Annotated in this window: 26 protein-coding genes; 10 read left to right on the forward strand and 16 right to left on the reverse strand. The window is 69.4% G+C overall.

The window, feature by feature from the left end:
- Positions 1 to 45: 45 nt before the first annotated feature.
- The 10 genes from BBK82_RS52265 to BBK82_RS06420 form a co-directional block, all read right to left on the reverse strand.
- Positions 46 to 693 carry a hypothetical protein gene (locus tag BBK82_RS52265; protein ID WP_335618112.1) on the reverse strand — a complete coding sequence of 216 codons (648 nt, stop codon included), beginning with the start codon at positions 691 to 693 and terminating at the stop codon, positions 46 to 48.
- Between the two features lie 251 nt (positions 694 to 944).
- The gene (locus tag BBK82_RS52270; RefSeq protein ID WP_179953756.1) at positions 945 to 1,358 is read right to left on the reverse strand and encodes a hypothetical protein; all 414 of its coding nucleotides are present in this window, start codon (positions 1,356 to 1,358) and stop codon (positions 945 to 947) included.
- 62 nt (positions 1,359 to 1,420) lie between these two features.
- Positions 1,421 to 2,359: an asparaginase gene (locus tag BBK82_RS06385; RefSeq protein WP_065914174.1), complete on the reverse strand. Its 939-nt coding sequence runs from the start codon at positions 2,357 to 2,359 to the stop codon at positions 1,421 to 1,423.
- A gap of 4 nt (positions 2,360 to 2,363) precedes the next feature.
- Complete coding sequence (locus tag BBK82_RS06390; protein WP_065914175.1) at positions 2,364 to 3,260, reverse strand: NAD-dependent epimerase/dehydratase family protein; 897 nt, start codon at positions 3,258 to 3,260, stop codon at positions 2,364 to 2,366.
- A gap of 105 nt (positions 3,261 to 3,365) precedes the next feature.
- Positions 3,366 to 4,043, reverse strand: coding sequence for a polysaccharide lyase family 7 protein (locus BBK82_RS06395; protein WP_065914176.1), 678 nt, complete (start codon positions 4,041 to 4,043; stop codon positions 3,366 to 3,368).
- A gap of 150 nt (positions 4,044 to 4,193) precedes the next feature.
- On the reverse strand, positions 4,194 to 4,760 hold the full coding sequence (locus tag BBK82_RS06400) for a 1,2-dihydroxy-3-keto-5-methylthiopentene dioxygenase (protein ID WP_065914177.1): 567 nt from the start codon (positions 4,758 to 4,760) through the stop codon (positions 4,194 to 4,196).
- Positions 4,757 to 5,314, reverse strand: a complete 558-nt coding sequence (mtnB, locus tag BBK82_RS06405) for a methylthioribulose 1-phosphate dehydratase (protein WP_065920854.1) — start codon at positions 5,312 to 5,314, stop codon at positions 4,757 to 4,759. The genes BBK82_RS06400 and mtnB overlap by 4 nt, the downstream gene beginning before the upstream one ends.
- A gap of 38 nt (positions 5,315 to 5,352) precedes the next feature.
- The gene (gene mtnC / locus BBK82_RS06410; protein ID WP_065914178.1) at positions 5,353 to 6,009 is read right to left on the reverse strand and encodes an acireductone synthase; all 657 of its coding nucleotides are present in this window, start codon (positions 6,007 to 6,009) and stop codon (positions 5,353 to 5,355) included.
- Complete coding sequence (locus BBK82_RS06415) at positions 6,006 to 7,007, reverse strand: s-methyl-5-thioribose-1-phosphate isomerase (protein WP_065914179.1); 1,002 nt, start codon at positions 7,005 to 7,007, stop codon at positions 6,006 to 6,008. The genes mtnC and BBK82_RS06415 overlap by 4 nt, the downstream gene beginning before the upstream one ends.
- Positions 7,007 to 8,107 (reverse strand): acyl-CoA dehydrogenase family protein, encoded by a 1,101-nt coding sequence (locus BBK82_RS06420; RefSeq protein ID WP_065914180.1) that lies wholly within the window; start codon positions 8,105 to 8,107, stop codon positions 7,007 to 7,009. Before BBK82_RS06420 ends, BBK82_RS06415 begins: the two co-directional genes overlap by 1 nt.
- Positions 8,108 to 8,246: 139 nt before the next feature.
- Here BBK82_RS06420 and BBK82_RS06425 point away from each other — a divergent pair, with 139 nt between their 5' ends.
- Complete coding sequence (locus tag BBK82_RS06425) at positions 8,247 to 8,450, forward strand: cold-shock protein (protein ID WP_065914181.1); 204 nt, start codon at positions 8,247 to 8,249, stop codon at positions 8,448 to 8,450.
- A 21-nt stretch (positions 8,451 to 8,471) separates the two neighbouring features.
- Here the strand turns inward: BBK82_RS06425 and BBK82_RS06430 are convergent, their stop codons facing one another.
- Positions 8,472 to 8,924, reverse strand: a complete 453-nt coding sequence (locus BBK82_RS06430; protein WP_083267820.1) for a hypothetical protein — start codon at positions 8,922 to 8,924, stop codon at positions 8,472 to 8,474.
- Between the two features lie 123 nt (positions 8,925 to 9,047).
- Between BBK82_RS06430 and BBK82_RS06435 the strand changes: the two genes are divergently transcribed.
- The 3 genes from BBK82_RS06435 to BBK82_RS06445 all read left to right on the forward strand — a co-directional run bounded on the left by BBK82_RS06435 (position 9,048) and on the right by BBK82_RS06445 (position 12,068).
- Positions 9,048 to 9,257, forward strand: coding sequence for a hypothetical protein (locus tag BBK82_RS06435; RefSeq protein ID WP_065914183.1), 210 nt, complete (start codon positions 9,048 to 9,050; stop codon positions 9,255 to 9,257).
- A 492-nt stretch (positions 9,258 to 9,749) separates the two neighbouring features.
- Positions 9,750 to 10,958, forward strand: coding sequence for a PI-PLC domain-containing protein (locus tag BBK82_RS06440; protein ID WP_065914184.1), 1,209 nt, complete (start codon positions 9,750 to 9,752; stop codon positions 10,956 to 10,958).
- 30 nt (positions 10,959 to 10,988) lie between these two features.
- Complete coding sequence (locus BBK82_RS06445) at positions 10,989 to 12,068, forward strand: aminotransferase-like domain-containing protein (RefSeq protein ID WP_218920586.1); 1,080 nt, start codon at positions 10,989 to 10,991, stop codon at positions 12,066 to 12,068.
- Here the strand turns inward: BBK82_RS06445 and BBK82_RS06450 are convergent.
- The gene (locus BBK82_RS06450; RefSeq protein ID WP_065914186.1) at positions 12,031 to 12,858 is read right to left on the reverse strand and encodes a glycosyltransferase family 2 protein; all 828 of its coding nucleotides are present in this window, start codon (positions 12,856 to 12,858) and stop codon (positions 12,031 to 12,033) included. The two genes, BBK82_RS06445 and BBK82_RS06450, sit on opposite strands and share 38 nt — an antisense overlap.
- Positions 12,859 to 12,951: 93 nt before the next feature.
- On the opposite strand from BBK82_RS06450, the gene BBK82_RS06455 reads away from it, so the two are divergent.
- The 6 genes from BBK82_RS06455 to BBK82_RS06480 all read left to right on the forward strand — a co-directional run bounded on the left by BBK82_RS06455 (position 12,952) and on the right by BBK82_RS06480 (position 17,018).
- On the forward strand, positions 12,952 to 13,530 hold the full coding sequence (locus BBK82_RS06455; protein WP_065914187.1) for a TetR/AcrR family transcriptional regulator: 579 nt from the start codon (positions 12,952 to 12,954) through the stop codon (positions 13,528 to 13,530).
- Positions 13,527 to 14,858: an FAD-binding oxidoreductase gene (locus BBK82_RS06460; RefSeq protein ID WP_065914188.1), complete on the forward strand. Its 1,332-nt coding sequence runs from the start codon at positions 13,527 to 13,529 to the stop codon at positions 14,856 to 14,858. Before BBK82_RS06455 ends, BBK82_RS06460 begins: the two co-directional genes overlap by 4 nt.
- A 13-nt stretch (positions 14,859 to 14,871) precedes the next feature.
- A complete protein-coding gene (locus BBK82_RS06465) occupies positions 14,872 to 15,699 on the forward strand; it encodes an alpha/beta fold hydrolase (RefSeq protein WP_065914189.1) in 828 nt (275 codons plus the stop codon).
- Between the two features lie 139 nt (positions 15,700 to 15,838).
- Positions 15,839 to 16,288 carry a MarR family winged helix-turn-helix transcriptional regulator gene (locus BBK82_RS06470; RefSeq protein WP_179953757.1) on the forward strand — a complete coding sequence of 150 codons (450 nt, stop codon included), beginning with the start codon at positions 15,839 to 15,841 and terminating at the stop codon, positions 16,286 to 16,288.
- Positions 16,285 to 16,680 (forward strand): DUF5313 family protein, encoded by a 396-nt coding sequence (locus BBK82_RS06475; RefSeq protein ID WP_065914190.1) that lies wholly within the window; start codon positions 16,285 to 16,287, stop codon positions 16,678 to 16,680. Before BBK82_RS06470 ends, BBK82_RS06475 begins: the two co-directional genes overlap by 4 nt.
- Before the next feature lie 50 nt (positions 16,681 to 16,730).
- A complete protein-coding gene (locus BBK82_RS06480; RefSeq protein WP_065914191.1) occupies positions 16,731 to 17,018 on the forward strand; it encodes a hypothetical protein in 288 nt (95 codons plus the stop codon).
- On the opposite strand, the gene surE is transcribed toward BBK82_RS06480, so the two are convergent.
- From surE to BBK82_RS06500, 4 genes are all read right to left on the reverse strand, one after another.
- Positions 16,981 to 17,736 carry a 5'/3'-nucleotidase SurE gene (gene surE, locus BBK82_RS06485; RefSeq protein WP_065914192.1) on the reverse strand — a complete coding sequence of 252 codons (756 nt, stop codon included), beginning with the start codon at positions 17,734 to 17,736 and terminating at the stop codon, positions 16,981 to 16,983. The genes BBK82_RS06480 and surE overlap by 38 nt on opposite strands.
- 4 nt (positions 17,737 to 17,740) lie before the next feature.
- The gene (locus BBK82_RS06490; protein WP_237048049.1) at positions 17,741 to 18,628 is read right to left on the reverse strand and encodes a 1-phosphofructokinase family hexose kinase; all 888 of its coding nucleotides are present in this window, start codon (positions 18,626 to 18,628) and stop codon (positions 17,741 to 17,743) included.
- 76 nt (positions 18,629 to 18,704) lie between these two features.
- On the reverse strand, positions 18,705 to 18,890 hold the full coding sequence (locus tag BBK82_RS06495; RefSeq protein WP_065914194.1) for a hypothetical protein: 186 nt from the start codon (positions 18,888 to 18,890) through the stop codon (positions 18,705 to 18,707).
- Between the two features lie 24 nt (positions 18,891 to 18,914).
- Positions 18,915 to 20,642: a family 20 glycosylhydrolase gene (locus BBK82_RS06500; protein WP_065914195.1), complete on the reverse strand. Its 1,728-nt coding sequence runs from the start codon at positions 20,640 to 20,642 to the stop codon at positions 18,915 to 18,917.
- Positions 20,643 to 20,655: the final 13 nt, after the last annotated feature.

Here is a 20,655-nt window from a genome sequence, read left to right on the forward strand (position 1 = left end):
TAACTGGCTCGTTCGGGTGAAAACAGAATCCGGCCAACCCCGCCTCTAGCTGCGCAGACGGTGCCAGTAGGCGGCAGTGATCGCCACTGCGGCACTCATGGCCGTGGCGGGCCAGCCGAGGTGTTCCGCCGCCACCGCGCCGTAAGCGGTGCCGAGGGTGCCGCCGACGAAGTAGACGAGCATGTAGGCGCTGTTGAACCGGGCCGGTGCCGCGGGGTCGATGGCGAGCACGGTGCTCTGGTTCGCGACCTGGGCGGCGAACAGGCCCGCGTCGAACACGGCCAGGCAGACGACGGTGCTCGTGAGGGTCCAGCCGCTGACGACCGCGGCGACGCCCGCCACGGCCAGGCCTGCCAGCACGACGCGGCGGGCGCCGGTCCGGTCGGTCCAGGTGCCGGCGGCCCTGGTCGCGAGGACGCCCGCCAGGCCGGCGAGCGCGTACAGGCCGATGCGTTCGGCGGAGTAGGAGAACGGCGGCTGCGAGAGCACCACGGCGAGGCCGGACCACAGGGTGCAGAAGGCGAAGAACCACAGGGCGCCGCGGGTGGCCGCGCCGCGCAGGACGGGGTGACGGGTGATCAGGCCGGGCAGGGTGCGCAGGGTCTCCGCGTAACCGCGCCCGCTGCCGCGTGCGGGCGGTACCAGCAGCAGGCAGCCCGCCGCGACGAGTGCACAGGCCGCGCCGAACGCCAGGAGCGTTGCGCGCCAGCCATCTCGTCGTCAGCCAGCCGCCGGCTCCGCCCGGCCAGATGCCGGCCGAGATGCCCGGTCACGATGCCGAGACGGTGGCGCGTTCGCCGTGAGGCGGCCCGCCACCGAGCTGAGCCCGCCGCGACGAGTGCACAGGCCCGCCGAACGCCAGGAGCGTTGCGCGCCAGCCGATCTCTCGGTCAGCCAGCCGCCGGCGATCCGCCCGGCCAGGATGCCGGCCGAGATGCCCGCGGTCACGATGCCGAGGACGGTGGCGCGGCGGTTCGCCGGTGCGAGGCGGCCCGCCACCGAGCTGAGGCCCGCGCCACGGCCGAACAGGCCCGACCACACCGGTGAGCAGCCAGCACCACGTTGCCGGCCACCGCGCTCGCCGCCAGCACCAGCGCCAGCACGGCGAACTGCGCGGCCAGCACCCGTGCCGGCGGGAACCGGTCCACCAGCGGCACCAGCAGGCCGAGTCCTGCCAGGTAGCCGGCCGGTCCCGCCGCGAGCGCGAGGCCGACGGCGGTGAGCTGCGTGCCCAGTGAGTCCGCCACGGCGGCCACGGCGGGGTACAGCGGGTACGAAGTGGACGTTCCGAGTGCGGCGGCGAACGCCAGGAAGAACACGGCCGGTCCGCGGAGTCGCGTCGCTTGATCTGTCTGCACGCGAACCAGTCTCGGGAGACCGCACCTCCTGGTGCTGGCGGTGATCCGCCCTCACCCGTGCGTCAGTGCAGCGAGTTGCCGCGGCTCGCGAACACGATCTCGACCGGCTCTCCGGCGCCGAGGGCCAGCCGCAGCAGCACGCGCGCCTTGCGGGGACACAGCCACCCCGCCATGACGGCGCCGCGCTTGATCAGGTCGGACTCGGAGCCGGTGAAGCCGTAGGTGTTCTGGAACGTGGTGCCCGCGCCCGTCCGCGTGGCGACCACGACCGGGAACCGCGCGCGGGAGATCGCCTCGGCCATGCCCGTCGAGACGTGCCCGGTTCCCGTTGCGGCGACGACGACACCGCCGACGTTGAGCCAGTCGAGCAGGGCGCCGTCGTCGTCGATCGTCGCCTCGATCAGCGACACAGCGGGCACACCGGCCGGTCGGGGCAGCGCGGTCAGCCGGTGGGCGGGGTGGAAGAACTGCGGCGAGCCCTCGACGACCAGGCCGAGCGGGCCGGGGAACGAGGCGAAGGCGTTGGGCAGGCTGCTGTGCGCCTTGCGGACCCACCGGGCGGCGTGGACCTCGTCGTTGAGGACGAGCAGGGCGCCGCGGCCGCGGGAGTTGGGTGCCTGGGCGGTGGCGACGGCGGCGGCGAGGTTGGCGGGGCCGTCGGCGCCGGGGAGTCCGGGGTGGCGCATGGCGCCGGTGACGACGAGCGGTTCGTCGTGCGGCCACAGGCAGTCGAAGAAGTAGGCGGTCTCTTCGAGGGTGTCGGTGCCCTGGATGACGACCACACCGCGCGCGCCCTGCTTGACCTGCTCGTCGGCCCAGTCGAAGGCCTCCAGGAGCGTCTCGAACGTGAGCGAGGCGCCGGGGACCGTGGCCAGGGTCGCGATCTCCCCGACCTCAAGGCCACCGACGAGGTCCTGCGCGCCCAGAGTCGGTGACACCGCACCGGAGCCCGTCATCGTGATCGTGCCGCCGAGCGATGCCACCGCCACCTGTGAGCTCATGACCTCACCCTAGGGGCATGTCGTGTTCCAGCCAGTCGGTGAGAGACGGACGCGACGGGCGCCACCCGAGGGCACGGGCGCGGGTGCCGCGGACCCGGCTGTTGGCGCCGAGCGCGTAGCGGGCGAACCCCTCGCCCCACACCGCCCCGGCGGCGGCGAGGTCCCACGGCTGCACCGGCCCCAGCCCGAGGCGGCGGGCGATCGCCTGACCGATCTCGGCGAACGAGACGTCCTCGCCGCCCTCCACGAAGTAGAACCCGGTGGCCGCGGGGTCGGTGAGAGCCAGCAGGTAGAGGTCCGCCGTGTCGTCGAGGTGCACGGTCGACCAGCGGTTGAGGCCACGCCCGACAACGCGGACGACACCGCTGCTCCTGGCCTGCTCGACGAGCGGCGGGATGAGCACGGTCTGCGGGCGGGGGCCGGTGCCGTTGCCGTAGATCAGCGAGTTGCACAGCACGACCGAGCGCACTTCCGCGTCGAGCACGGCGCGGTCGACGTCGTAGCGGGCGCGCCGGATGGGGTGGTCACCAGGGCTGAACGGCGCGGCGTCGTCGAAGACGGTGCTCGACGGCTCACCCTGGGCGTCGTCGCCGATCACGCTGGTTCCGCTGGTGTGGACCAGGACCTTGTCCGAGCCGCGCAACGCCTTGACGAAGGTGTCCACGGCACCGCGGTGGTCGCTGTTCGCGGTGTTGACGACCGCGTCCGCCCGCTCCGCCTCGCGGTGGAGCAGGGCGGTGTCGCCGAGGTCCCCGACGACCGGCTCGATCCCTGCCGCGGCAAGGGTTCCGGCCACACCGGGGGTGCGGGTCAGGCCGCGCACGGTGTGGCCGGCGCGGACCAGCTCCCTGGCGACGGCGCCGCCGATGTAGCCGCTGGCGCCCGTGAGGAAGACGTGCAATGAGGAGTCCTTGCCGGCAGTGGTGTTCGGGGTCCGGTCGCGGAATCTGCCAGCCGCGACCGGATCCCGGCCACTTTCGTTGCCGTTCCGGCAAAGGTGCGAGGACTACTGGCGCCAGTAGGTGATGTTGCGGAAACGGGCCTCCGCGCGACCGCTGCCGTGGTGGTAGACGCCGTTCTTGAAGTACCGGTTCGCGGGTCCTTCGTCCTGGTGCGTGAGTTTCAGCGAACCGTTGTAGAACACCTTGATCGTGCCGCGTGCGTTCGAAACGGCGGTGTGTTCCACCCGAATGCGGAACCACTTGTTGTAAATGCCCGTCGCGATGACCTGGTTGCTGTCCTTGCGCAGGGTGCCGCCGTTGATGTTGGCGACGTTGAGCATCACGTCGGTGGCGCGGGTGCCGGCCGGGCGGTTCTCGCGCAGGATCTGCACGACCGTCGGACCGCTGACGCCGGACGGGATGTAGATCTCGCCCTCCCACGCGCGCTGGCCGCTCGTGTACTCCTGGTGGAAGCGCAGCTCGGTGCGTGGATCGGTGGTGCTGCTGGGCGTGTGGGGAGCGTCGTAGTCGTAGACCCACATGGTGTGCACGCCGCCTTCGAACCTGTAGCGCGCGCTGGTGGCGAGGTTGTGCGGCTTCTGCACGTCGTAGCTGTACGGGGCCGACACCCACTGCGCGGACGGCGGCTGGGCGAGGGCGAGACCAGCCGGCGCGACGAGCAGGGGTGCGGTCAGGGCGAGGGCCAGTACCGACCTTCTGGTGTGGAGTGCAGGGGTTTCCACGGTGAATCCCTCCGACCTTCGATAAGTGGTCTGTACCACTTTGGGGGCACGAAGGCAGAGGGATCAATACCTCGTTCAGTTTCCGGAACAAGATTCAGATGGGCGAACTTTTCACATTCGTGAAACCGACTAGCGACTACCCACAGCGCCTTACAGGTGGCCTGCGGCGAGCTCGTCGAACGTCGGGAACTTCGTGGCGATGTCGCTGCCGGTGAAGTTGCCGATCCAGCCGTCGTCGTCGTGGAAGAAGCGCACGGACACGTAATCGGGTTCCGTGCCCATGTCGAACCAGTGCGTGGTGTTCGCCGGAACGCTCAGCAGGTCGCCGGCCGTGCAGAGCACCCCGTAGACCTTGTCGCCGATGTGCAGGTAGAAAACGCCTGCGCCACGGGCGAAGTAGCGGTCCTCGTCGTCGTCGTGCGTGTGCTCGGCGAGGAACTTGGTGCGGAACTCGGCGGCCTTCACGCGGTACTCGTCCGTGTCGGCAGGGGCCATCTCCATCGCGTCGACGTAGGTGTACCCCTCCGTCTCGCTGACGCGGGCGATGTCCTTCTCGTAGACCTGCAGGGCGTTCTCCGCGGTCACACCGTCCACGACGGACCAGCGGGAGAACCGCACGCCGTGCTCCTTGAGCTCGGTGGCGACCTCCTCGGGATCGGTGGTGCGGAGCAGCGTCGTCTCGGGGCCGGAGTCCGGCCACACCGTCAGCAGCGTCATGCGTGCCTCCCCGTGAAGGTTTCCTGTCGCGTCTCCACCTTGAAGCGCAGCAACCACTCCAGGCATTCCAGCCGGTGCCGGGCCTGGACCAGGTCGTCGCCCCACACGTAGACGCCGTGCCGCGCGACGATCAACGCGGGCGTGCGCGGGTCGAAGCCCTTCTCGAAGGCGTCACCCAGCTCGACCATGTCCTGCGAGTTGCGGACGACCGGGACGACGACCTCCTCGTGGTCGTAGCGCCCGAAGCCCTTGAGCATCTCCAGGTCCTTGAGCACCACGCCGTCCGGCCAGTGCTCCGCCGCGACCACCGGTGCCAGCGCGTGGACGTGGACGACCGCGCCCGCTCCGGCGACCCTGGCGATCCTGGCGTGCAGGCCCGCCTCGGCGGACGGGACCTTGTCGCTGTCGACGGCGTTGCCGTGCTCGTCGATGACCACGCTGTCCGCCGCGGTGATCTCGCCCTTGTCGACGCCGCTGACCGTGACCGCGAGCCGGAGCGGATCGCGTTGCGTGACCACGGAGAGGTTGCCCGACGTGCCGCGCATCCAGCCCATCGCGGCGTAACGGGCGCACTCGCGTGCGAGCTCCGCGGTCACGAAAGCTCCCACACGGTCGGGTGCGGCGTGAAGTCGGCGTTGCCGTACGGCTCACCTGCGCGCGCGACGCCGACCGTCTTCCAGCCCGCCTCCTGCGCGGCGTGCAGCTCGGCCGGGACGTCGCTGTAGAACGTGATGTCGTCGCTCTGCAACGTCTCGGCGATCTTGTGGTACGACGCGGCCTCGCGCTTCGGTCCGGCGTTGACCGTGTCGAAGTGGTGCTCCAGCAACGGGGTCAGGTCGCCGTCGGTGGTGTGCTGGAAGAACGCGATCTGGCCGGCGACCGAGCCGCTGGAGAAGATCGCGAGCTTGATGCCGTCGCCGTGCCACTTGCGGATGGCGGGCACGACGTCCGGGAAGAACTCCGCCACCAGGTCGCCCTGTGCGTACCCCTGCTGCCAGATCAAGCCCTGCAACGTCTTGAGCGGCGTGACCTTCTGGTCGGCGTCCATCCAGTCGTGCAACGCTTTGACGACGTCGTCGTGGCCGGACAGCTCCTTGATCTGCCGGACCGCGTCGGCGACCACCGGGTCGTCACCGTGCTGCTCGATCCACGGCCCGAGCCGCGGCCGCGCGTAGTCGTACAGCACGACCAGCACCTGGTCCGTGGCGCTCAGCGTGCCCTCGATGTCGAGCACGACCCACTTGCTCACCGCTGTTCTCCCTCGTAGTACTTGTCCAGCTCCCCGGCGTTGAAGACGCCTCGGTCTGTCACCACGTCCGTGACGAACCTCGGCGGCGTCACGTCGAACGCCGGGTACAGCCCTTTCGCCCGCGGTGTGGCACTCGGCCTGCCGAGCACCTGCAGCACCTCGGCGCCGTCGCGGTACTCGATCTCCACGTGCTCCGTCGTCGGCGCCTTGTGGTCGGGTGCCTGCACCTGGGCGTGGAACGGTACGCCGAACGCGTGCGCTGCCACGGCCAGTCCCAGTGTGCCGACCTTGTTGACGACATGCCCGTCCATGGTCACCCGATCGGCCGCCGTGACCAAGGCGTCGATCTCGCCGCTCTGCAGCACTGCGGCGCCCATGCCGTCGGTGATGAGCGTGGTGTCGACGCCCATCTCGATCAACGTCTCGGCCGTCAGCCGCGCGCCCTGCAGGTACGGGCGGGTCTCCGTGCAGTAGAACTTCAGCTTTTTTCCTTGCTGCTGGGCGGCTTTGACCGTTTCGGTGAGGTAGAGGTCGGCCCAGCAGTGGGTGAGGACGGTGGCCCGCTCCGGCAGCAGGTTGGCCGTGTGCTCGCCGAGCTTTCGGCTCTTGTCGCGGTACCTGTGGTCACCGGTTTTCGCGCCGTTCAGTGCTTCCGTGACGTCTCGTTCGGCGTCAACGGCTTCCAGGACGACCGCGGTGGCCTTGCGCAGTGCGTTGTTGGTGCGCCTGGTGTTCTCGAGCATGGTCGCGGTCTGCTGGAGCTGTGCGCGGGCCTGGTCGAACGGCAGGTGTTCGAGGGTGCGGGCCTTGAGCACCATGCCGTAGAGGACCGCAAAGTACGGCCCCGAGGACTGGGTGACCATGTCCTCGATGGCCTTCGCGACCTCCTCGACCGTCTTGCACAGCACCCATTCGCGTTCGAACGGGAACTGCCGCCGGTCGAGGATGAGCACACCGTCGTCGGTGAGCCGGACCGAGTCGGCGAGCACGGGTTCCATCAGCTGTACCCGGTGTGCGCGGGGCGGGCGCCGGTCAGGAAGTGCTCGCCGACCTCGCGTGCCTTGTAGACGACCGGGTCGTGCAACGTGAGCGTGCGCGCGTTGCGCCAGAACCGGTCCACGCCGTACTTCTGCGCCGTGCCGCGCGCGCCGACCTGTTCGAAGATGCGGCTGCTGACCTCGTTGACGAGCTTGGTGCTGACGACCTTGGCCGCGGAGATCTCGACGGCGACCTGTGCGCGCTTCTGCGGCGTGAGGTTCTTGCCGAGCTCTGACGCTTCCCAGAGGAGTTTGGCGGCCTCGTCCGCGAGCAGCCCGGCGGCCTTGGTCTGCGACACCATCTCGCCGTACGCGGCGACGATGTACGGGTCCTCGGTGGCGTGCTCGACCCCGCTGACGAACCACGGGCGGGTCTTCGTGCGGGTGTAGTCGGCGGCCTCGTCGAGCGCGCCCTCCGCGATGGCGACGTAGAGCTGCGCCAGCACCAGCTGGAACCCGATCGCGGCGAGGCTGATCCGCGGGTCCTCGTTGGCTGGCTGCACACCGAGGACCTCGGTCACCTCGACGTTCTCGAAGACGACCCCGCCGGACGCCGTGAGCCGCTGGCCGATGTTGTCCCAATCGTCCAAGCAGGTGATCCCGGTCGCTTTTCCGTCGAGCAGGAAGGTGAGCTTCTCGCCGTTGTCCGTGCGGGTCGCGCTGACCACGAGCCGGTCGGCGACACTCGCTCCGGTGGCGAACGTCTTGCGCCCGTTGAGCAGGAAGCCGGTGCCGGTGGGCGTGAGCTCCAGCGCCGCGTCGAGCGGGTTGCTGACCCCGGCCCAGAACTGGTCGTCGTGCCGGGAGAAGGCGGTGTCGAACAGCCCGCTGCGCCAGATCTGCAGGTAGTGGTACCCGAGGAGGTGCCCGGCGTTCGCGTCGGCGGCCCCGATGATCCGGTTGATCCGCTGCTGGGTGGCCCAGTCGCTGACGTTGAGCAGGCCGCTCTGCCGGAGCAGCTCCACCTCCTTGGTGGGTGGCTGGTTGGCCCGGTCCCTGTCCGCCGCGTCGGACCTGAGCGTCGCCGCGACGTCCCGCGCGACGTCCAGCCAGTTCGTCATGCCTGCTCCTCTCGGTGGTACCCGTGCCAACTTACTTCGTCACACCACCGGGCTAACCAACATGTGAGAAGGACTTCCGCCTGGCAGACTGCCTGCGGACCCCGGTCTCCGGGGTCAACGACTATAGGGAGCATTTCGCATGGCGCAGGGCACTGTTAAGTGGTTCAACGGCGAGAAGGGCTTCGGATTCATCGCGCAGGACGGCGGCGGTCCGGACGTTTTCGTGCACTACTCGCAGATCGAGGGCAACGGCTTCCGCTCGCTCGAGGAGCAGCAGCGGGTCGAGTTCGAGATCGGCCAGGGTCAGAAGGGACCACAGGCGCAGGCCGTCCGCGCCATCTGATGCCGCTTTGACAGGGCCCGCTCAGCTCCGCTGGGCGGGCTTCTTTCGTGCTCGGACGATTGTGACCGTGATCGCCGCGGCGAGGACGAACGCGCCGCCGTCGGTGATGGCGGACGGCAGGGTGCCCACCGGTCCGAAGTGTTCCACCGCGGCCTGCCACATCTGGGGCGGCACCATGAAGACACCGGCGGCCTGGGTGACGTTGGTGACGAGGACGGCGGGCAGCAGCCACCTGGGCGGTGCGGGCCGGAAGGCGAGGACGCCGAGGGCGTTGGCGACGATGTAGAGGCAGCCGACGGCCCGGAAGACCGTCAGGAACTGCTCTGCCGCGGCCGGGTCGGCGTTCGCGAGAACCATCATCCTGGTGAGGGTGTGGTCGTCGACGATCACGAATGCGTGCAGCGCGGTGCCGACGGTGAAGACGATCGAGGCGATGCCGGTGATCGTCGTGAGCCTTCTCCCCAGTGGGTCCACGAGTCCGATGTTCTGCTTTTGCCGTTGATCAAGCATCCGGGATGTCCCCGGTGCTCGCCCTGAAAAATTGTCAGACCTCGTCGTCATCCTGGTTCCCGGAGAACTCCCACCCCTGGAGAACCAGTGATCGAAAGGCCGGACAACTCATGCGCGTACCTCAGCTCAGCCGTCAACGCCAAGGTCGCCCAGCTCGCCCGGTGGACGTGGCGCCACCCGCGGGTGGTCAACCTGGAGGTGAACCGCCAGATCGCGTTCGGTCCCGTCGACGCGCCACCGAGGACCAGCTCCGGGAGGCGCTGCGGTACGTGGAAGGCCGGCTGCGCGAGGCCCTGACGCAGGTGCGGCGGCGGTGACCCGCTGAGGGAGGCGCTCCGGTACGTGGGCGACCGGCTGAGAGCGCTGGCAGGCCGCGGGGGAACGCACCGCCCTTGACGCAACCGGGCGGGGAGCCGCCGTTCTGACCGCGACGAAGGAGAGGCCGCCGGGCTGACGCGTAGCCCGGCGGAGCTCACCTCGTCCGGGCGCTCGCGCCCGAACACGCGGGGGTCTGGGGGTCGCTCCCCAGAAGACACGACGAACGACGCGGTCCGCGCTGTCCGCGGACACACGTCTCCTGAGTGAGTGGCAACCGAGGGAGTCGAACCCTGCGCGGCTTGTGAAGGCGGCGCTCAGTACCGGCCCGAACCCTTCGGCTGGGCGACGGCTGCCCTGCGTGGAACTTTCTCCTGTTAAGAGGCGCTAGCGATGCGTGGGATACCCACAGTGTTAAACGTCCACACGCCTGAGGATGTTTCATGTTTCACTCGGCTGAGTGACGCTGTCCCCATGCGATACCTCCCTGCCATCGCAGCCGCGCTGCTACTGCCCCTGGTGCCCGCCGCCACCGCCACCCCGGCGCACGCGGCCCCGAGCGGCACGTTCTACGTCACCGGTGTCCGGACCGGGCTCAACGTCGCCCAGAGCGGCACCGGACTCGCCCTGCACCGCCCGAAGGGCAATGAGGACCACCAGCAATGGCGACTCGCTGACGGGAGGTTCGAGAACACCGACTCGCCGGGCCAGTGCATCACCCGCCAGCTCACCATGGCTTCGTGCTCACAAGGGGACACGGCCCACGAGCTCAGGCAGTTCGGTGATCAATGGGAGTTCTTCAGCCTCGGCGGTGAGACCCGGTGGTACCTGACGCCGGTCAACGCCACCACGGAACCGATGCCGCAAGATCCGCGGCTCGACCAGATGACGTTCCTGACCGCCCACAACGCCTATGCGAACGGGGTCGACGGCGGGTTCGCGCCGCCGTTCGTCAACCTCGCCAAGAACCAGACGCGCGGCATCGTGCAGCAGATGAACGACGGCGTGCGCGGGTTCATGCTCGACATCCACCAGACGCCTGACGGCGCGATCCTGTGCCACAACAGCTGCACGCTCGTGAGCCGGCCGGTGGCGCTCAACGTCGACCTCCAGCGCATGGTCGACTTCCTCAAGAACAACCGCCAGGAGATCATCACGGTCTTCCTGGAGGACTACGTCGACGCCACCACCTTCCGCAACGAACTGCGCAAGGTGAACGGGCTCAACGACGTGCTGTACCGGGCCGAGGGCGTCAAGGAGAACGGCTGGCCGACGCGCAGTCAGCTGCAGAGCACCAACAAGCGGCTCATCATCTTCACCGACCACGGCAAGGACGGCCGCGAGGACACCGGTGTGCTCTACCAGCGCGACTGGACGGTCGAGAACTACTGGTCGATGGGGCCGGGTGTGGGTGCGTCCGACTGGTCCTGTTACAGCCGATGGGATGAAAAACCGCTCACGGTCACGGACAGGTTCCAGCCGTTGTTCGTCATGAACCACTTCCGGGACGTTCCGTTCACGAGCACCGCCACGGCGGACAACGGCAAGCTGCAGAACCGCGCCCAGCAGTTCTGCCAGCCCGCAGCGCGGAAGAAGCCGAACTACCTGTCGGTCGACCTCTACCACCTCGGCAACGCGCAGGCGGCGGTCAACCAGCTGAACGCATACGTATATAGGCCGTAGCCCAAATCGTGGGAGTTGTACGCTCCGCGCATGGCCTCGATCCTGTTCACGCGCGGAGCGCCCTCTCTCGACATCATCGACCAGGAAGGTCTGCGCGAAGCAGCGCAGAAAGCCTTCACGGACGACCCCGGCGGCACCTTCGCGTACGGCACGAGCGTCGGCTACGTGCCGCTGCGGACCTGGCTCGCGGAGCAGCACGGTGTCGCGCCGGAGCAGGTGCTCGTCACCAACGGGTCGATGCAGGCCGACGCGTTCCTGTTCGAGCTGCTCGTCAGCGAGGGCGACGACGTCGTGGTCGAGGCGCCGACCTACGACCGCACGCTGCTGAACCTGCGCCAGCGCGGCGCGAACGTCCACGCCATCGAGCTGGAGACCGACGGCATCAACGTCGACGCGCTCGAGAAGCTGCTGGAGAGCGGTGTGCGGCCGAAGCTCGCGCACATCATCCCGAACTTCCACAACCCGGCCGGCTACACGCTGTCCGAGGCGAAGCGCACGCGGCTGCTGGAGCTCTCGGCCGAGTACGACTTCGTGCTGTTCGAGGACGACCCGTACGTGAAGGTGCGGTTCGAGGGCGAGCCGCTGCCGACGATGCTGTCGCAGGACAAGAACGCGAAGGTCGTCTACGCGTCGTCGTTCTCGAAGACCATGGCGCCCGGCATCCGCTGCGGTTACCTGGTGGGGCCGAAGGACGTCATCAAGAAGGTCCAGGACATCGCGACCACCACGTACATCTCGCCGAACATGGTCGCGCAGTCGATCGTGAACTCGTACTGCCGCTCCGGCCGTCTCGAGGAGTCGGTCGTGAACGTCCGCACCGCGCTGCGTGCGCGCCGGGACGCACTCGTCGCGGCGTTGCGGCGGGAGCTGCCCGAGGCCGTCTTCACGGCGCCGCAGGGCGGCTACTTCATGTGGGTCGAGCTGCCGGGTGTGTCGATCGAGAAGCTGTTCCCGGTCGCCAAGGAGCACGGCGTCGAGTTCGTCAAGGGCTCGGACTTCCTGCTGGAGGGCGGCGACAACGAGCTGCGCCTCGCGTTCTCGGGCGTCACGCCGGAGCAGATCGACGAGGGCATCACGCGCCTCGCCGCGGCGGTCCGCTCACTCTCCTGATCTGTGCCTCCAGGTGTTCCGGCAGCTCACAGCGCTGCCGGAGCGCCTGGCGCAGGCGGGGCAGTGCGGCGCGGAACGCGACCGGGTCCCGCAGCGAGTCGGCCAGCGCGCGGCCGACCGGTCTGCGCATCCACGACGTCAGCACGGCGTTGCGCCGCTCGACGATCTCGCCGTCCGGTGACCGTTCCGGTGCCGGGTGGTGGTGCGCCACCACGTCGTCGACGTAGCAGAGCGCCCAGCCCGCGGCCGCGAGGTCCCACGACAGCAGCGTTTCCTCGCCGCGGAAGAACAGCACCGGGCTGAACCCGCCGACCTCCTCGAATGCCTGCCGCCGCACGATCGCCGAGCAGGCGAGGAACCCGAGCACCGCGGGCCCGGCCACCCCTTCGCCCAACGGGCTGTCGCGCAGCAGCGGTGTGATCGGGTCCGGCCTCTCCTCGGGGCCGACGAGCGTGCGCGCCGCGATCACCGCGAGGTCCGGGTGGTCGTCGAAGACCCGCTCGGCCCGCTCGAACGCGCCGGGTGCCCACCACGAGTCGTCGTCCGCGAAGGCCACGAACGGCGTGCGCGCCGCCCGCACACCGAGGTTGCGCCCGGCCGCTCCGAGGTTCACCGGCGATTCCAGCACCTTGACCTGCGGGAACTCGCTGCGCACGCGGTCGGCCGTGGCGTCGGTGGAGGCGTTGTCGACCACGATCACCGGCACCCTCATCGGGCTGAGGTGCGTGAGGGTCCGCCGCAGCCGGTCCACGCGGTTGCGGGTGGCGATGACGACGGTCGTCCGTGGCATGCGTGTCGTCTACCCCGGAGCGAACGACCCACACGTTGACATTTGATGACGAGAAATCTGGCAGTTACTGACAAAGAAGGCTACGGTGACCGCGTGGAGACGCTCACCACCCGCGCCGCGAAGGACCTGCGCACCCGCCTCGCCATCCAGGAGGCGGCCATCGCACTGTGCCTGGAGCACGGTTTCGCCGCGACCTCGACGAAGGCGATCGCCGACCGCGCTGGGATTTCCGAGCGCACGTTGTTCCGCACGTTCGGCACCAAGGCCGCGATCTTCTGGTACGACGCGTTCCTCAGCCGGGTCGTCCGCGCGCTCCGCCAGGACTCCGATCCCGTTGCGGCACTGGTGAAAGCGCTGCGCACCGCGATCGAGACGATCACCCCCGAGCAGTGGGCGCTCGAGCTCGGCCGACGCGCGGTGATCGTCAAAGAGCCTGATCTCATCGCCACCGGCACGCAGGAGCTCACCGCGGGCGCCGAGAGCATCGCCGCGATCCTCACGCCACCGCTCGCCTCCCCCGGCCAGGCGTTCGACCTGCTGCTCTTCGCGCGGTTCGCGGTGGCGGGGTGGGGTGTCGTGCCGATCCACACCGAGACCACCCCGGCAGAGTGGGGCGCGGAACTGGAACGCGTGGCGCACAAGGCCGCGCACGGCGCGTTGGAGCGGCCATGACACTGCCGAACCTGATCACCGACCCGAACACGCTGGCCGGGCTCAGCCACGACGAGGCCGAGTGGGCACCGGCGGGCACGCCGTGGGCCGCGTTCCGGCCGGAGTCCACATCGGACGTTCAAGACGCGGTGAAGCACTGCGCCGCCAACAACATCCCGATCGTGCCGCGCGGCGCCGGGACCGGGCTGTCCGGCGGGGCGAACGCCGTGGACGGGTGCCTGGTGCTCGACCTGAGCCGGATGAACCGGATCGTCGAGATCGACGCGGACAACCTGCTCGCGGTCGTGCAGCCGGGCGTGGTCAACGACGACCTCAAGAAAGCCGTTGCCGCCCAGGGACTCTGGTACCCGCCGGACCCGGCCAGCTCGCCGTGGTCGACGATCGGCGGCAACGTGGCCACCAACGCGGGCGGCCTGTGCTGCCTGAAGTACGGCGTCACGCGCGACTACGTCCTCGGCCTGGAAGTGGTCATGGGCGGGCCGGTCGAGTACGGCACGGCGGTCCGGCTCGGGCGCCGCACCAACAAGGGCGTCGCCGGGTACGACCTGACCAGCCTGCTCGTCGGTTCCGAGGGCACGCTCGGCGTCGTCACCGAGATCACCCTGCGACTGCGGCCCGCGGCACGTCCGCAGGCCACCGTCGTCGGTGCCTTCACCAGCCTCGTCGACGCGGGCGGCGCTGTCGCGCTGTGCACCCGCCGAGGTCTCCAACCAGCAGCTCTGGAGCTGATCGACCGCGCGTGCCTGCAGGCCGTCGAGGACTGGAAGCACCTGGGCATCGAGCCCGGCACCGAGGCGATGCTGCTGGCGCGGGCCGAGACCGCCGAGGACGCGGACGGGCTGGTCGCCGCCTTCACCGACGCGGGCGCGGTGTGGACCGAGCGGTCCACCGACTCCACCGAGGCCGAGGCGCTGTTCGCCGCCCGTCGCCTCGCCTACCCCGCGCTGGAACGGCTCGGGCCGCTGCTCACCGAGGACGTCTGCGTGCCGCGCTCGGCCGTCCCCGCGATGCTCGCGCGGGTCGAGGAGATCGGCGCACGGCACGGCGTGCGGATCGCGACCATCGCCCACGCCGGCGACGGCAACCTGCACCCGTTGCTCATCACCCCGCCCGGCGACGACAACGCGCGCATCGCCGCGCAGGCCGCGTTCGCCGACATCATCGACGCCGCCCTCGCACTCGGCGGCACGGTCACCGGCGAGCACGGCGTCGGCCTGCTCAAGCGCGACGGCATGATCCGCGAGCTCGGCCCCGACGTGTGCGCCGTGCAGAACGCGGTCAAGCACACCCTCGACCCGCTCACCCTCTTCAACCCCGGCAAAGCCTGAAAGGGGCCCGCACGTGCTCCACCAGATCCCCGTCGACGGTGGCACCCTCACCGTCGAGGTCATCGAGGGCGACACAGCCCCGGTCCTCGCACTGCACGGTCTCACCAGCAACCGCAAGCTGTGGAGCTGGGTCGCCGCGCACGGGTTCACGCTCGTCACCCCCGACCTGCGCGGCCGTGCCGACAGCGTGTCCCTGACGGGTTCGTCGCTGCGACAGCACACCGACGACATGGTGCGCGTGCTGGACGCGTTGGAACTCGACGCCGTGACGGTGTGCGGCATGTCCATGGGCGCGTACGTCGGCCTCGACCTGGCGGTGACCCATCCGGACCGAGTGCGCGCGCTCGTTCTCGTGGACGGCGGCTTCCCGATGCCCGCGCACGCCGCCATGACCCCCGAGCTGATCGACATGGCGTTCGCCCCGCAGCTCGCCGCGCTGGCCCAGACCTGGACGCCCGACAGCTACCTCGCCGCGAACGCCGCCGTGAACCCGCTGATCGACCCGGCCGACCCGCTGCAGCGCGAGTACTTCGCCCACGACCTGTCCCCCGACGGCCGGCGCAGGCTGGACGAGGACACCGTGCTCGCCGACGCCCGCGACACCATCCTCGGCGACTCGCCCTGGCGTTCGCTGACCGTGCCGACCTGGTTCGTGCGCGCCGAGTGGAGCACCGGACCGAACACCCCGCCCGCCTACACGGAGTCGGACGCGGCCCGGTTCCACGCCGCACTGCCTGTGCTGCGCGAGCCGGTGCTGATCAACGAGGTCGATCATGGCGGCACCGTGATGACCCCGGCTGGCGCCGCCGTCACTGCCAAAGTTCTCGCCGAGGCTCTGTAACCCACAGGAACCCCACCAGCCTCACTTTCCGCCACGCGGGGAGCTTTCGTACTGCGGGAGAGCACGAAAGCTCCCCGCGTGCGTCTGGTGCGTCACAGGGGGTGGCAGTGGGGAGGTGAGGGAGATAATGTGTGCACAAATGATTAGTGCACCAAGAATCCCGGAGAACCCGCTCGAGCTCGAGCGGCAGGTCTGCTTCGGCCTGGCCGTGGCGAGCCGGACCGTGATCGCCGTCTACCGGCCGATCCTGGAGCCGCTGAACCTCACCCACCCGCAGTACCTGGTGATGCTCGCCCTCTGGGAACGCTCGCCGCGCACGGTGAAGGACCTGAGCAACGCTCTGCAGCTCGACCCCGGCACCCTCAGCCCGCTGCTGAAGCGGCTGGAGGCGGTCGGGTACGTCGAACGGCAGCGCGACAAGACCGACGAGCGCGCGCTCGCCCTGACTCTGACCGAGCGGGGACAGGACCTGCGCCGAGAAGCGTTGAAGATCCCCTTCAAGGTCGTCGAGCGGCTCGGCATGTCCTTCGAAGAGCTCACCCAGCTGAACGAGGTGCTGCGCAAGGTGATCGCGAAGGCCACGACATGAACCCGCTGCTGAAGCTCTGGTACTACGCGGGCGGGCGGCTGCCGCAGAAGTACCGCCAGTTCGTCCACGACGACGTGACCGGGCCGAAGTGGTTGCTGCGGTTCACCGTGCGCAGTCTGGTGCAGGTCACGCCGCTCACGACGGCCATCACGCTGGCCCTCGTGTTCGGGCTCGGCTCGCCGTGGCCGCTGGCGATCGCGTGCGGTGCGCTCGGATTCGTCGTGGGCCTGTACTTCGCACTGTCCTACGCACCCGAAAGCGTGGATTACCGGCTCACGAAGTACGGGTATCCACGGGGCACGGCAACCGCAGGCCGCCGGGAGCGCAACGCCGCGCAGGACCGCGAACAGCAGGCGAAGTACGACGCGGTGTGGCGGCGATCCGAAGGGTAGAGACGACCATGGCCTTGGCGAGCAAGCAATTTCAGTTCACGAGGCCGCAGGTGCTCACCCTCACCGCCGGCCTGTTCCAGCTCGGGTTCGGGTACCTGGACCTCTTCAACCTCGACCCGAACTACCACGTGCTGCAGATCAGCGTCGGTGTGCTGGGTGTCCTGATGGCGTGGCGGCTCCACCTCGCGCGGATGTACGGACTGCTGTTGCTGCTGTCGTTCGGGACGTTGGCGTTCCTGCTCAACGACATCTCGACCGAGAGCTTCCTCGGGGTCCGCACCGCGCTGATCGGGCTCTTCATCACGCTGGCCAGGCCGGCAAAGGCCGCTCAACGCTAGTCGTCCGCTCCACCGAGAGCAGAGCGGTCAGGGTCGCGTAGCCCTCGCCGAGCAGGGCGGCGTCCGTGCCCGGCGCGGGAGAGTCCTCCGCGTACACGGCCACCAGCTCGACCTCGTGCTCGTCCACCTCGTCCACGCGGCTCTGCACGGTGCCGAACCGCGCCAGCTCCGCCCAGCGGAGTCCTTGCACGTCAACGATGTTCGGCACGTTCAACGAGAGCACGGTGGCGGCCGGCATGTCCTCCAGCAGCGGCAGCACGACGCGGACCACCTCGCCCGCCTTGTGCCACAACGGTTCGGGCCCGTCCAACCCCACGTCGAGCGAGACCGCGAGCGACGAGACGTCGTTCACCTGGGCGGTCAGCGCGGCACCGACGGTGCCGGAGTGCAGCACCGCGCGGCCGACGTTCGCGCCGAGGTTCACGCCGGAGAGCACCACGTCCGGCTTGCCGCCGAAGCCGCCGTGGCAGGCGATCAGCGAGATCAGGCCGGGATGTGCGGCGACCGCGTAGGCCTCCACGTCGAGACCGAGCAGCTCGCGGCGTTCGCTGACCACCCGGCCGGTGTCACCGACCGCGGCGACCGAGGCGCTCGTGCCGCTGGCCTGCTGGGCCGGTGCCGCGACGAGCACCTCGAAGCCCAGCGCGACCGCGGCTTCGGCCAGGGTCAGCAGGCCGGGTGAGTCGATTCCGTCGTCATTGGTGATCAGCGCGCGCATCCGCTCATTCCTCGATCGGTTCCAGTTCCACGCGTTTGCTCAGCTCGCGCACCGCTTCCCCGCTACCGCTGCCGAGGCCGTGGCGCGTCACGTTGACCGCGCCGGCGGCCGCACCGAGCTTCACCGCGTCCTCCAACGACATACCCAGCGCGAGGCCCGCTGAAATCCCCGCCGTCATCGAGTCGCCGGCGCCACGCGTGTCGACAGGTTGCAGCTGAGGCATCTTGACGAAGTACAACTTGTCGTCGAGCAGCGCCAACGCCGGTTCGTCAGCCCGGGAGACGACCACGCCGTGCACGCACGACTCGGCGATCTCACGGCACTTCTCGATGAGTTTGGGCACCTCCTCCTCGCCCAGCTCCTCGTGGCTCACCTTGACCACGTGCGGGCCTCCGCGCACGGCCTCGGCCAGCCGGTCACCGGCGAGGTCCACGATCACGCGGCAGCCGTTGCCGGTCAGGTCGGAGGTCAGCCGGTAGTAGGTATCGTGCGGCAGCACCCGGTCGTCGGACGGGCCGCTGAGCACGGCCGTGCCCGCCCGGATCCCTTCGACAAGTGCGAGCTCGTAGACGTCGTCGAGCTCGTGGCGGGACAACGCGTCCGGCAGCATCTCGACCATCTCGGAACGGCTGCCGTCCCGGCGGTCGTGCACGTACGCGCCGTTGCGGGCGGCGACGTCGCGGGCGCGCAGGTCGACGTGCTCACCTTCGAGCAACGTGCGCAGCACCCGGCCGGTCTCACCGCCGAACGTCGCGCACACCACGGCTTCGACGCCCAACGCGGCGATCATCCTGGACTGCCAGAAACCCTGGCCGCCCGCGTGCAGGTGCACATCGGGTTCACCATCGAGGTCCTCGACGGTGACGGTCAGTTGGGGGGACGGGGCAAACACGGCAACTCGGGCATCCACGACAGCCTGGTACCCGGTGTGGGCGAGCGTTACTCGCCCACACCGGATGAATCAGACATCACGCGCCGGAGCCGCCGGTCGGGTCGTCACCGTCCTGCGGTGCGGGCGCGCCACCCGGTCCCATCTTCTCGTCGGCGCGCCACTCACCGGGTTCGGTCATGTCCCGGTACTCGTCGACCTCCTGCGGCGTCGGGTCGACACCGACCTCTTCAGCGAACTCTTCTGCCTCTTCCGGATCCGTCATGTCCGGCGGAGTACCCAGAAGGAGTCAGCAAACGCCGTCGTCCCGCCACACGCCCCACTGGCCGGTGGTGCCGGGCTCCTCGCCCTGCGTCCACCACTTCGCCGTCCACTTGTGGCCGTTGTGCGACACCACGCTCGCGCCGCCGTAGGCCTTCGACCGCTCCCACGCGGGCTGGGTGCACGGGCCGGGCTGCGGGCCTTCGGTGTCCCACGGGACCTGCGGCGACTTGTAGAAGTTGATGCCCATGGTGGTCCAGCGCGGACCTTGGGCACCCAGCCGCACCTTGAAGCTGTCCCAGTTGTGCGTGGACCACGGCGACCAGCCGAGCTCGGCGTGCCCGGCGAGCCGCGGGAACGCCATGAACTCGAGGTCGCGCGAGGTCGCCAGCGTTTCCGTCCACAGTGGAGCTTCGACGCCGAGGACCGCCGTCTCCGGGACACCGCTGAGGTGCGTGCCGGGGTTCCAGCCGTAGGCGTCCTGGACCTCGATCAAGCCCGCCCACGACAGGCCCAGCGGCGTGCTGGAGTTGTACTTCTGGTCGATGTACGCCTTGTTCGCCGGCGACATGATGACCTTGTGGCCGCGGGCCGCCGCCGCCTGCACCACGGCGTTGGACGTGGTGGTGCCCCAGTACTGCGGGATGGTGGCGGTGTCGGTCGTGGTCTTCACGAACTCGTGCCAGCCGAGTGCGGTCTTGCCGTACTTCTTCACGATCGGCAGAACGCGGTTCATGAACGTCTGGTAGTCCGCGTCGGACGTCGAGTGCGCCTCGTCGCCGCCGATGTGGAAGTACGGGCCGGGCGTGAGCGCCGCGATCTCGCGCACCACGTCGTCGACGAACTGGTAGGTGATCTCCTTGTTCACGCACAGCGAGGAGTAGCCGACCTCGATGTCGGTGCGCAGCGGCGGGGCCTGGCCGTTGCAGTTGAGCTCCGCGTACGAGGCGAGGGCCGCGTTGGTGTGGCCGGGCAGGTCGACCTCGGGGATCACCGTGATCTTGCGGGCGGCCGCGTACTGCACGATCTCGCTGTACTGCGCCTTGGTGTAGTAGCCGCCGGGACCGCCGCCGACCTGCGTGCTGCCGCCGTGCGTGGTGAGGCGCGGCCAGCTGTCCACCTGGATGCGCCAGCCCTGGTCGTCGGTCAGGTGCAGGTGGAAGTAGTTGATCTTGTACAGCGCCAGCTGGTCGATGTACCGCTTCACCGACGCGACCGGGTGGAAGTGGCGGGCCACGTCGAGCATCGAGGCGCGGTAGGAGAACCGCGGGTGGTCGACGATCAGCGCGCCGGGCACGGTCCACGGCCCTGGCTGCACCGTCGTGCCCTCCACCTTGGCGGGCAACATCTGCCGCAGCGTCTGCACGCCCGCGAACAGGCCCTCCGAGGTGTTCGCCCTGATGACGACCGCACCGGCGGCCGCGTCGAGCTGGTAGCCCTGCTGACCGACGGACCCCGGGGCGCCCGTGAGCAGCAACGAGATGCCGTCGGTCGGCGTGCCGGTCGTGTCGGACACCGGCAGCGCGTAGCCGGTCGACGGCCGCAGCACGCCGGCCAGGAAGTTGCCCACGTCCCGGGCGGCGGGAGCGGTGTAGATCTTGGTGTTCGCGGTCAGCGAGTGCGTGACACCGGTCCTGGCCTGCACGGAGACCGGCACGGGGACGAGGCTCTGCAGAGGTTCCGCGGCCTGCGACTGCGCACTCACGGAGAGCGCGGCGGTCACGGTGACGACCACGGCGAGAACGCGAGTTCTCACGACTCCTCCTCAC

Source organism: Lentzea guizhouensis (genome assembly GCF_001701025.1).
GTDB lineage: Bacteria > Actinomycetota > Actinomycetes > Mycobacteriales > Pseudonocardiaceae > Lentzea > Lentzea guizhouensis.